The organism is Rhodovulum sp. (genome assembly GCF_011048875.1).
GTDB classification, from domain to species: Bacteria; Pseudomonadota; Alphaproteobacteria; order Rhodobacterales; family Rhodobacteraceae; genus Rhodovulum; species Rhodovulum tesquicola.
Genome location: NZ_DSDD01000059.1, coordinates 1 through 8,871 on the forward strand (window position 1 = coordinate 1; position 8,871 = coordinate 8,871).

The window sequence follows — 8,871 nt, forward strand, 5'->3', positions numbered from 1 at the left end:
CCGTCATGCGGTCATCGAGATCGGCGATCCAGTCCGCCCAGTCCGGGGGCACGGCTGCGACGGTCTCGGCAGCCGGCCGGGCGAGCCTCGCCTCGGCATAGGAGGCACAGCCCGCGTCACCAGTTCCCATCGTTGCGGCGCAGCCGGTCAGCAGGATCGCCAGCGCCGCGGCCATCGCGAACCGCGTCGCGCCCGCGTTCGACGCGCTTGCTCTTGTCTTCCATCGCATCACGTTCGGCCTCCCGTTTGCCTTCGCGCTCCCCTTCCACGCGGCCCCAGAACCGGCCGAGGACCACCCCACCAACCGCGCCCAGAGCCCCGACCAACCAGATCAGAATGTCAGCCATCGTCCCGCTCCCCGCGCGCCGCGGCGACGCAGAGGGCGACGACCAGAACGCCGAGGCTGCCGCCCACGACCAGACCTGCGAGGAACTCAAGCATCGCCGCGGAACCCCCGCTCGATCCGGTCGCGCAGGCCGATCAGGCCGAGCCCGAGGAACATCAGCCCCGCGGGCGAGGCGTCGCCCGAACCGGCGAGCAGCGCGACGAGGCGGGACAGTTCCCCGAACGGCCCGGCCGGGGGCAGTGCGAGTGAGGCGATGCCGGTGAGCACGGCGAGAAGCCCCGCCCACCAGGTGAGCGAGGTCAGTCGGATGTAGCGCATGGGGGTCAGGCCCTCCGGATCAGGGTGGAAAAGAATGCCGCCAGCCGGGCCAGCCAGCCGGTGGGCGCGTCGGGAGCAGGATCGAGGACCGGCGGCCTCGGCAGCGGCGACGGCCGCAGCAGCGCCAGAGCCTCATCCTCGGTCAGGCGTCGGATTGGTCGGGAGAAATCGACGCGGCCCGTGCGATCCACGGACCAGACCGGGATGGTTCCGCCGGGATAGCGGCCATGGCGGAACAGGTCGCGCTCGGCTTCCCGGCGCGGAATGATCGAGGCCGGTCGCCGCCAGTTCAGAAACGCGTCGGCGGCTGCAACGCGATTTCCGGCATTGAGGTGGCGGGTCAGCGCCGCCCGCGCGATGCCGCCGGTGTTGTAGTGGAAGCTGACCAGCGCATCGAACTCGTGCGGCGCCAGCGGCACCTTCACGGCGCGCAGGACCGCGGCCTCGTAGCGCGCGAGATCGGCGCGGAAGACGCGGAACGCCTCGCGGATCCCGGCGTCGAGATCGGCCGGCATGCCGCGCGGCATGGTGGCAGGATCGGGCGGTCCAGCCGCAGCCGTGTGGCCGATTCCGAAGGTCCAGACCTGTTTCACATCGAGATAGGGCCCGGGCACGAGTCCTTCGTGCCGGACGAGGGCCAGCAGGCCCCGGTCGGTCATGTGCATGGGATTACCGGAGAAGCGAGAGGACCAGGATCAGCGCCGCGACGGCAAGGCCGATGCGCAGGCGGTGAGCGAAGGCCTGCCGAGGGTCGGCGGGGTCGCAGCGGAGAGAGCGTGCGAGGCGGAGAAGGTCATTCATCGCCGTCGCCCTGATTGGCGCGGCGCAGCCGGGCGAGCAGCATCTCGATGAAGGCCGGCCCGAAGACGCCCACGAGATAGGCGGCGGACCCTGCAGCACCGCCTGCCGGGATTGCCTCGGGCGGCAGGGCCATCCAGCTCGTGATGACAGCCATGGAGAGGCTGCCCATCCCGGCCGCGATCAGTCCGCCGAGCAGGATGTGCCGCAGCGCGTCGCGCAGCCGCATCTTCGTGGTCAGCGCGTTCGTCGCGCCGCCGAGCGCGCCCCAGGCGGCGAGGATCACGGCGGTCGAGGCCGCGAGTTCGCGCAGCACGGCGGCCACAAAGCTGCCGGTGTCGTTCATCGCCGGATCTCCAGAAGCGGAATGGAGGTGATCGAGCCGAGCCGCTCGAGGTCGAGCGTCACGTCGAGCGCATCGGTGTCGAAGCGGACCGGCACATCGAACTCGAAGCTCGCGGTTATGGCGACGCCAGCGCCCGGCGCGCTATCGAAGGTCACGACACCGGTCGTGGCGTCGACGGTCCAGCCGCTGCCCTGCTCGGTGCCATCGAGCGCGATGCGCACGCTGCCCGCCACCGGCTTGGCGATGGCGCGCGTCCAGGATTGCGCGCCGGAGGCGTAGCGCTTCACCAGTTGGAACGCCGTCGTCGCGCCGTCGCCGGTGCCAATCGCCTGGTCGGTCGGCGATGGCGTGCCCGAGGGCGGGCTGGACTTGTGGTCGCCCCAGTCCTTGAAGCGAAAGCCATGGAGGCGGCCGTTGCGCGCCTCGAAGAAGGCGACGACGGCCGCCAGATCGTCTGCGCGGCGGATGCCATAGGCGACATCGTAGCGGCGGCGCGAATTGGCCCAGCTGGCATTGCGTTCCTCGTCGCCAGAAGCCAGTTCGACAATCTGCGTGCGCCGCTCCGGCCCGCCGCGCGCGCCACGGCTGATATTGTCCGGAAACCGGACCTCGTGAAACGCCATCACATGCCTCGCCGCCCGAGATTGACCGCGCGCGCGATGTCGGCTGCGACCTGTGTTCTGGACTGCCGGAAGCTCTCTGCGTCGCGCGCCATGATGGTGACATTGACGGTCGTCCCGCCATCGCCCCGCGCGCCGTAACCCGCAGCCTCTCGGCGCGAAAGCACCCGCTCGCCGCGCTGCAGGATCGCGGGCACCTCATCCGGCCGCAGACCGGCCCAACCGCCCGCATGCATCCGCGGGGCACCAGCGAAGGCCAGCGCCGGGACCATGCGGTCGGGACCGGGCATGCCTACCGTGCCGCCTGCATGCAGGACGGAGGCGAACATGCCGCCGGCGCCACCGAGGACGCCCGAGCGCAACCCCGCCAGAGGGCCGAGGATGAAGCGCCGCACCGCGAGCCGCGCGAGATCGGCGATCATCGAGGTGACAAGGTCGCGGAAATCGAGCTTACCCTTGCGCACAAAGTCGGCAATGGCGGTCTCGGCGGATCGGAAGGCGCCCACCAGCGCATCCCCGATATCACTACCGATCTCGCGGGCGCGGTCCGCATAGTCCGACAGCGCCGCCGTCACCGCCTGCCAGCCGGTAAGGGCCGTGTCCGCGCCGCTGCCGGTCTCTTCCCCCGCCTGCCGGCCTGCAGCACCTGCGCGCCCTGCGGCAGCTTCGGCCTCGTCGAGCGCATCGGCCACGCGTTGTGCCCCGGCGCTCGCGGCATCGAGCGCATCCTCGGTCTCATCACCCGAGCCCTGAACCGCTGCCACCAGCGCGGCCACCGCCTCGCGCAGGCCATCGAAGGCCGTGGCGCGGGTTTCAGCAGCACGCTCGCGAAAGCGCTCGGCGGCAACACCAGCATTGCTGGCCGCATGATCCAGCATCGACGCCCAGGACTGCGCCCCGAACCAGTCGATCTGCAGGTCCGAGCCGATGCGCTCGGACACCGCATTGAAGATCGGGCCGATCTGGCCAAGGAAATCGGCCCATCTGCCCGCAAGGAAGGCCATCAGCCGCGTCCAGATGCCCTCGATATCGGCGCGCATGGCGCGAAAGTCGTCGGCGAAAGAGCCGAGATAACGACCCATGCCGTCCCAGACGGCGCGCGCCACATCGCCCATCAGCTCGAGCGCATTGCCAAACCCCCCGGCGCCGGAGACCAGCCGCCCGAACTGATAGACCAACTCGCCCGCGCCGACGATCAGCGCCCCGATGCCGGTGCGGATCAGCGCACCGCGCAGGACGCCCAGCGCCGTGGCCAGCCCGCGCACCGAGAGCGCAGCAGCCGCCAGCCCGGCAACCCAGCGCCCGGCCATGAAGGCGGCAAACGTGCCAGCGATACTGGCCAGACGCCCGATATTATCAAACAGCCCCCGGATGGCCTGACCGAGGGGGCCGGTCGTGCGGGCGACAGCCGCCATGGCATCGGCCACGGACTCCAGCGCCGGAGCGGCGGCTACCGCCAGTTGGTTCGAGAGTCCGCGCCAGATCAGCCCCAGCCGCGAGATCGCATCGTTGGTGCGTTCGATCTGGCGGGCATCCTGGTCCGAGACCACCACCCCGAAATCCCGCACATCCTCCGTCGCCTGGCGCAGCGTCGCCGTGTCGATGCGGGTGAAGACCAACGCAGCGCGGTCGCCGAAGAGTTGGGAGGCCACGGCCGCGCGCTCTGCCTCCGGCACGTACTGCCCGAGCGCCTGCTGGATCGCGGCGATGCGCGCATCGAGCGGCAGGCGTTGCAGATCCTCCGCCGACAGCCGCAGCCGGCGCAGCGCCTCCACCGCAGGACCCGTGCCAGCAGCGGCCTGGCTGAGCCGTCGGGTCAGCTGGACGGTTGCCTGCTCGACCTGACCCATGGACACGCCGGCCATCTCGCCCGCGCGCTCCAACACCTGGATGCTGGCGACGGTGGTGCCGAGGGAGGCGGCGAGCTTTGCCTGCGCATCCACCGTCTGGAGCCCCGAGCGCACCATGGCCACGCCGGCAGCGGTCGCAGCTGCGACGGCGGCCGCTGCCGCCACGCGCACGCGCCGCGCGAAGCCCGCCAGCCGCCGGTTCGCGGCCTCCATCTCCTGGCTCAGCCGCCCGAAGCCGCGCTTGCCGGCCTCGCCCACGCCTTCGAGCTCAGCGCGCACCTGCCGTCCGCCCACGGCCGCGAGGCGGACGGAGACACGTTTTTCGGCCATTCCCGATATTCCTTGTGAAGAAGACGTCGGCCCGCAGAACAGCTCCACGCGCCCCTTGAAATATGTATCATGTCGTGATACATATCCCCATGATCGTCAGCACGAAAGGCAAGCGCGCGGCGAACGCGGTGGCGGATCGGTTCGGCAAGGGTTTCCCGGCCGATCTGGTCAAGCGAACGCGGGCGATGCTGTCGGCGCTCGATGCCGCCGTGGTCCTCGAGGATCTCCGGTTTCCGCCGGGCAATCACCTCGAGGAACTGAAGGGCGACCGCGCGGGACAGCATTCGGTGCGCGTGGGCGGCCAGTGGCGCATCTGCTTCGTGTGGACCGATCAGGGACCGGCCGACGTCGAGATCGTCGACTACCATTGAACAGGCATTGAAAGGGCGCGACATGACACTGATGAAGAACCCCTCTCACCCCGGCGAGGTTCTGGAAGAACTCTATCTCGGGCCGCTCGACCTGAGCCCGATCGCGCTCGCCAAGCGTCTGCATGTTCCCCGCACGCGGATCGAACGGCTGGTGAGGGGTGAGACGACGCTCACCGTGGACACGGCGGTGCGGCTGGCGAAGTTCTTCCGCACGACGCCGGAATACTGGATGAACCTTCAGCGGGCGTGGGATCTGGCCCGCGCGCGCGCCACGATCGACGTCTCAGACATCACGCCCCTCGAGGCGGCCTGACGTCATCTGTTCGTTGAGCTTGGTCACCATCACCGCCTCGATGGGCGGCAGCAGTTCGGCCATGGCGAGGGGCGGCACGCAGAGGGCGTCACCGAGCGCCAGCGCGGCGGACATGTCCCAGCCGATCACCGCGCCCGGCAGTACGCGGAGCTGCCCGCCGAGACGGCCGACGAGATCCCAGACCTGCCAACCCTCCGGCGTTTCCGGACGGTTCAGCCGCGCCGGGCAGTCCGGGCAGGTTTGCGTGCACGCTTCGCAGTATCTTGCGCCCCCGCCGAATTCCCACTCGGCAAGGGCGCGGAGGCGTTTTTTTCCTGTTCCAGCAGCAGCCCCTTCGAGACATAGGTCAGCTGGAAGGCCTCGAAGATCGGCCAGATGTCGAGCAGCGCGTCGATGGCCTCGGGGCTCGGATCGATGGGATTCCCGTCCGCATCGCCGATGCCCGCCCAGGCCAGCACCGCCCGGCGTGCCAGCGCCTTCGCGAAGGCCATGGCGCGCTCCTCGTCGGAGGCTTCATCGGGCACGGCTTCCACCTCCGGATCGCTGCGCGTGGCCACCATCAGCGCGGTGGTCAATGGGCGCAACTGCACCCGCACCCCGGGCGCAAGGTCGTGCCAGCGCGGCGCGTTTGTCAGGTCGAGCGTGAGCATCAATACGTCTCCACATCATTCACGAGGGTGGCGGTGCACATCCGCCCCTCGACGCTGTCGCGCGCCGCCTGCCAGTCGAAACTGGCCTGCACACCTTGCGGGCCGGAAATCTCGATGCGCGGGCGGGGCAGGTAGACGGCGTGCACGGTGAAGGTGAAACTCTCGCCCGAGGGCAGGCTGTAGGCGAATTCCATCGCGCAGGGATCGCCATTGATCGCCTGCGTCACCAGCGTCTGGTCGGCGAAGCGCACCTCGATCCGCCCCGTGAGCGCGGCGATGGACGGGTCCGCGCCATCGATACGGCCATCAGCGCGGATGGTCTCGATCCGGTCGAGATTGTTGGCGTAGGTGATCTCGGCTGACACCACATTACCCAGCGCTGTCCCGTTGCGTTTGATGGACCCGTTGAAGTGGCCGAAGCGCTGCAGGTCGAGCGTGGCAGGTGTGCCCGCGCTGGTGGCAGTGCTCACAGTCGCGCCCTGCGCCACCAACCGCGCGGTGGCCGTCAGCAGCCCCGAGCGCTGCATCTGCCATGAAAGCTGATCCAACACGCAGCCCGAATACATCGCATAGCGCGGCACCTCAGGCATGCCGGTCTCGATCGACATGCTTGGCAGCGTCCAAGACCCCGACTGGAACTCGTGTGTCCAGGGGCCGGTGCCGGTTGTTGTCGGCGCACCGAAGGCCGCCTTCAGCCAGAACCCGAAGGCCTGCGCATCGATCGGCACCACCACATCGCCATCCGCGGTCACCGCATCCTTGATCGGCGGCAGCGGATCGCGACCGTAACCCAGAAGCTCGCTGTTCAGAAGCGGCTGTTCGGCCCCCAGCGTCGCGCTGGCAAAGGGCATACGGGTGAAACCGCTCGCGGGCGGCGTGCCATATGTCGTCTCGAACGCCAGCGCCATCTGCGCCCGCGCGCCTTGCGCTCGTGCCATTGTCGTCTCCTGTGGTGTTGGGTGTCAGCCGCTGAGCGGGTCGGCCGTGGAATAGTGCAGGATCACCGGGATCACGGCGGCCTTGAGGCTGGCCGCGCCCTCTACCGGCAGATCGACCGGGCGCGGCGCTTCCGCCTCGACCCAGTCGCAGAGCCCGCCCAGCGTCCGGTCGGCGGCGAGTGCTGCACCGATGCTGGCGGTCAACGTGTCGAAGGCGGCATCACGGTCGGGGCCCTGCACGACCGCCTCGATCTCGGCGCGGTGCTGGTAGTGGTAGCGCAGTGGCGACAGCGTCACCTCGGGTTCACCGGGCTCACCGTCGCGGAGGATCAGCAGCCCCTCGCTCGGGACACGTTCGGGCAGCACCTCACCCCGCAGGGCGGTGGCGGGCAGCGCCGAAAGCCGCGCATGCAGCGCGGCGAGGATCGTTTCGCGGGGTGTGGGCATTACGGATGCTCTTGCTGAATTGTGACTTCTTCGAGGGGTGTTGATGTGCTAAAGGTAATACCTGTGAATACCCGTATGGAGTCATCCCCATGAACGCCGTCCGCCCAATTGCCGTGAAACTTGATCAGAACACCCGCGACCGCCTCAAGCGATTAGCGCAGGCCAGAGACCGCTCCACCCACTGGATGCTCCGCGAGGCCGTGGCGCAGTTCGTCGATCGCGAGGAAAAGCGCGAGGCGTTTCGTCAGGCCGGGTTGCAGGCATGGGAGGAATTTCAGGCCAGTGGCAAGCACGTCACGCATGACGAAGCCGATGCCTGGCTTGCCAGGCTGGAAGCGGGTGAAGATGCGGACGCTCCTGAATGCCACGACTGATCTGGTCTCCCGCAGCTCTGCGGGACGTTGAGCGGCTCTGCCGGTTCCTCGCCGACAAAAACCCCGATGCAGCGCGCCGCGCGGCCAAATCCATCCGCGAGGGCATGAACATACTGCGCGACCAGCCGGGTGTCGGTCGCCCCGTCGAGGAGATGGCTCCGGAATTCCGCGAATGGTTCATCGCGTTCGGTGACAGCGGGTATGTGTCGCTCTATCGGTTTGATGGCGAAACAGCGGTGGTCCTGGCCGTTCGCCACCAGCGTGAAGCTGGGTATTGAGGGTGGGCGAGCGGCTACAGCCTCCCATCCACCCAATTCGCCACAATCAACCCCGGCACCGCCTTATGCGCGCGCTCAGCATCCCGCGCCAGATCCAGCCGTTTGGGCAGCTTGACCTGCGGGACCAGCAGGAAGATCGGCACTGTGACCTGGTTGCGGCCGGTCTTGGAACGTGACGCCACAGCCTGGCCGCGGGTATTGATCCGGGCGCGGTCGGCCACAAGCAGGCTGGGACCGCGCGGGCGGTAGACGAAGCGCAGCCGCAGGCCACGGCGGCGCTCCCATTCGCCCGGGGTGATCCGACCACCGCGGAAGCCGCGCCCGGCGGCTTCGGTGGGGATGGCCAGCCAGAAGCCATTTCGCGAGCGGATCAGCGGGCCGGTGTCATGGGCACCGATAATTACCGGCGCCTTCGACCAGACGAGGGCGGCGGCGTTCAGACTCTGGCGCCCCTTCGGGTAAGTCTGGCTCCGTATCGAGCGGGCAAGGCGCTGGCCGAGCCCCGCGCCCACGATCTGCGCTCGCCAGGCGGTCTTGAGGATGTTTCCGGCCTCGCGCGTGGCGGCGGTGACAGCCTTCTCGCCGGCCCTGATTTCGGCGGCCATCATGGCGGCCAGGTCGGGGGTGATATCGAGCTTCAGCTTCATCGCGGTCAGGCCGGGCGCAAGTCGACGGTCCAGACCAGCCGCTCGCGGTCCCGGACCGGCTCACCCTGGATTAGGAACGCCTCGCTTTCGATCTCGATGCGGTCGCCGGGACGCGGGTTCGGAACCTCGGCGATACGCAGATCAACGCGCGTGGTCTCCGACCAGAGGCGCGCTTCGCCGAAGCCGGTGACATCGTCCGGCCGCCGCAGGATGGCGCGCACGAGCACCGGCGCACCACCCTCGGC

General features: G+C 69.0%; 16 protein-coding genes. 4 read left to right on the top strand and 12 right to left on the bottom strand.

Going from position 1 to position 8,871, the window contains the following annotated elements; translation table 11 throughout:
• Positions 1–116: 116 nt before the first annotated feature.
• From ENN83_RS02020 to ENN83_RS02045, 6 genes are all read right to left on the bottom strand, one after another.
• On the bottom strand, positions 117–347 hold the full coding sequence (locus ENN83_RS02020; RefSeq protein WP_287183454.1) for a hypothetical protein: 231 nt from the start codon (positions 345–347) through the stop codon (positions 117–119).
• 86 nt (positions 348–433) lie between these two features.
• On the bottom strand, positions 434–664 hold the full coding sequence (locus tag ENN83_RS02025; RefSeq protein WP_287183457.1) for a hypothetical protein: 231 nt from the start codon (positions 662–664) through the stop codon (positions 434–436).
• Between the two features lie 5 nt (positions 665–669).
• On the bottom strand, positions 670–1,323 hold the full coding sequence (locus ENN83_RS02030) for a lysozyme (RefSeq protein ID WP_287183460.1): 654 nt from the start codon (positions 1,321–1,323) through the stop codon (positions 670–672).
• Between the two features lie 134 nt (positions 1,324–1,457).
• On the bottom strand, positions 1,458–1,808 hold the full coding sequence (locus ENN83_RS02035; RefSeq protein WP_287183463.1) for a hypothetical protein: 351 nt from the start codon (positions 1,806–1,808) through the stop codon (positions 1,458–1,460).
• Positions 1,805–2,431 carry a DUF2460 domain-containing protein gene (locus ENN83_RS02040; protein WP_287183465.1) on the bottom strand — a complete coding sequence of 209 codons (627 nt, stop codon included), beginning with the start codon at positions 2,429–2,431 and terminating at the stop codon, positions 1,805–1,807. The genes ENN83_RS02035 and ENN83_RS02040 overlap by 4 nt, the downstream gene beginning before the upstream one ends.
• Entirely contained in the window at positions 2,431–4,608 is a 2,178-nt protein-coding gene (locus tag ENN83_RS02045) for a phage tail tape measure C-terminal domain-containing protein (RefSeq protein ID WP_287183468.1), read from the bottom strand. The genes ENN83_RS02040 and ENN83_RS02045 overlap by 1 nt, the downstream gene beginning before the upstream one ends.
• Before the next feature lie 89 nt (positions 4,609–4,697).
• Between ENN83_RS02045 and ENN83_RS02050 the strand changes: the two genes are divergently transcribed.
• A complete protein-coding gene (locus tag ENN83_RS02050; RefSeq protein ID WP_287183472.1) occupies positions 4,698–4,979 on the top strand; it encodes a type II toxin-antitoxin system RelE/ParE family toxin in 282 nt (93 codons plus the stop codon).
• Positions 4,980–5,001: 22 nt separating this feature from the next.
• Positions 5,002–5,292, top strand: coding sequence for a HigA family addiction module antitoxin (locus ENN83_RS02055; RefSeq protein ID WP_287183475.1), 291 nt, complete (start codon positions 5,002–5,004; stop codon positions 5,290–5,292).
• Here the strand turns inward: ENN83_RS02055 and ENN83_RS02060 are convergent.
• From ENN83_RS02060 to ENN83_RS02075, 4 genes are all read right to left on the bottom strand, one after another.
• Complete coding sequence (locus ENN83_RS02060) at positions 5,263–5,433, bottom strand: DUF7697 family protein (RefSeq protein ID WP_422662628.1); 171 nt, start codon at positions 5,431–5,433, stop codon at positions 5,263–5,265. The genes ENN83_RS02055 and ENN83_RS02060 overlap by 30 nt on opposite strands.
• A 71-nt stretch (positions 5,434–5,504) precedes the next feature.
• Positions 5,505–5,942: a hypothetical protein gene (locus ENN83_RS02065; protein WP_287183479.1), complete on the bottom strand. Its 438-nt coding sequence runs from the start codon at positions 5,940–5,942 to the stop codon at positions 5,505–5,507.
• Positions 5,942–6,880 carry a phage tail tube protein gene (locus tag ENN83_RS02070; protein ID WP_287183482.1) on the bottom strand — a complete coding sequence of 313 codons (939 nt, stop codon included), beginning with the start codon at positions 6,878–6,880 and terminating at the stop codon, positions 5,942–5,944. Before ENN83_RS02070 ends, ENN83_RS02065 begins: the two co-directional genes overlap by 1 nt.
• A gap of 24 nt (positions 6,881–6,904) precedes the next feature.
• A complete protein-coding gene (locus tag ENN83_RS02075; RefSeq protein ID WP_287183485.1) occupies positions 6,905–7,327 on the bottom strand; it encodes an acyl-CoA transferase in 423 nt (140 codons plus the stop codon).
• 89 nt (positions 7,328–7,416) lie between these two features.
• On the opposite strand from ENN83_RS02075, the gene ENN83_RS02080 reads away from it, so the two are divergent.
• Together ENN83_RS02080 and ENN83_RS02085 are read left to right on the top strand one after the other, a co-directional pair.
• Entirely contained in the window at positions 7,417–7,701 is a 285-nt protein-coding gene (locus tag ENN83_RS02080; RefSeq protein WP_287183488.1) for a CopG family ribbon-helix-helix protein, read from the top strand.
• Positions 7,689–7,979, top strand: a complete 291-nt coding sequence (locus ENN83_RS02085; RefSeq protein WP_287183491.1) for a type II toxin-antitoxin system RelE/ParE family toxin — start codon at positions 7,689–7,691, stop codon at positions 7,977–7,979. Before ENN83_RS02080 ends, ENN83_RS02085 begins: the two co-directional genes overlap by 13 nt.
• Positions 7,980–7,993: 14 nt before the next feature.
• On the opposite strand, the gene ENN83_RS02090 is transcribed toward ENN83_RS02085, so the two are convergent.
• Both ENN83_RS02090 and ENN83_RS02095 read right to left on the bottom strand, forming a co-directional pair.
• Entirely contained in the window at positions 7,994–8,626 is a 633-nt protein-coding gene (locus ENN83_RS02090; RefSeq protein ID WP_287183494.1) for a DUF6441 family protein, read from the bottom strand.
• Positions 8,627–8,631: 5 nt separating this feature from the next.
• Positions 8,632–8,871: head-tail joining protein (locus ENN83_RS02095; protein WP_287183497.1), on the bottom strand; the 240-nt coding region annotated here is incomplete at its 5' end.

What these genes read in the sequence shown, in the direction of transcription:
- ENN83_RS02045 (WP_287183468.1), bottom strand. Translation starts at nt 4,608, where the DNA reads ATGGCCGAAAAACGTGTCTCCGTCCGCCTCGCGGCCGTGGGCGGACGG.
- ENN83_RS02035 (WP_287183463.1), bottom strand. Translation starts at nt 1,808, where the DNA reads ATGAACGACACCGGCAGCTTTGTGGCCGCCGTGCTGCGCGAACTCGCG.
- ENN83_RS02055 (WP_287183475.1), top strand. Translation starts at nt 5,002, where the DNA reads ATGACACTGATGAAGAACCCCTCTCACCCCGGCGAGGTTCTGGAAGAA.
- ENN83_RS02075 (WP_287183485.1), bottom strand. Translation starts at nt 7,327, where the DNA reads ATGCCCACACCCCGCGAAACGATCCTCGCCGCGCTGCATGCGCGGCTT.
- ENN83_RS02085 (WP_287183491.1), top strand. Translation starts at nt 7,689, where the DNA reads ATGCCACGACTGATCTGGTCTCCCGCAGCTCTGCGGGACGTTGAGCGG.
- ENN83_RS02065 (WP_287183479.1), bottom strand. Translation starts at nt 5,942, where the DNA reads ATGCTCACGCTCGACCTGACAAACGCGCCGCGCTGGCACGACCTTGCG.
- ENN83_RS02020 (WP_287183454.1), bottom strand. Translation starts at nt 347, where the DNA reads ATGGCTGACATTCTGATCTGGTTGGTCGGGGCTCTGGGCGCGGTTGGT.
- ENN83_RS02070 (WP_287183482.1), bottom strand. Translation starts at nt 6,880, where the DNA reads ATGGCACGAGCGCAAGGCGCGCGGGCGCAGATGGCGCTGGCGTTCGAG.
- ENN83_RS02030 (WP_287183460.1), bottom strand. Translation starts at nt 1,323, where the DNA reads ATGACCGACCGGGGCCTGCTGGCCCTCGTCCGGCACGAAGGACTCGTG.
- ENN83_RS02080 (WP_287183488.1), top strand. Translation starts at nt 7,417, where the DNA reads ATGAACGCCGTCCGCCCAATTGCCGTGAAACTTGATCAGAACACCCGC.
- ENN83_RS02040 (WP_287183465.1), bottom strand. Translation starts at nt 2,431, where the DNA reads ATGGCGTTTCACGAGGTCCGGTTTCCGGACAATATCAGCCGTGGCGCG.
- ENN83_RS02050 (WP_287183472.1), top strand. Translation starts at nt 4,698, where the DNA reads ATGATCGTCAGCACGAAAGGCAAGCGCGCGGCGAACGCGGTGGCGGAT.
- ENN83_RS02090 (WP_287183494.1), bottom strand. Translation starts at nt 8,626, where the DNA reads ATGAAGCTGAAGCTCGATATCACCCCCGACCTGGCCGCCATGATGGCC.
- ENN83_RS02025 (WP_287183457.1), bottom strand. Translation starts at nt 664, where the DNA reads ATGCGCTACATCCGACTGACCTCGCTCACCTGGTGGGCGGGGCTTCTC.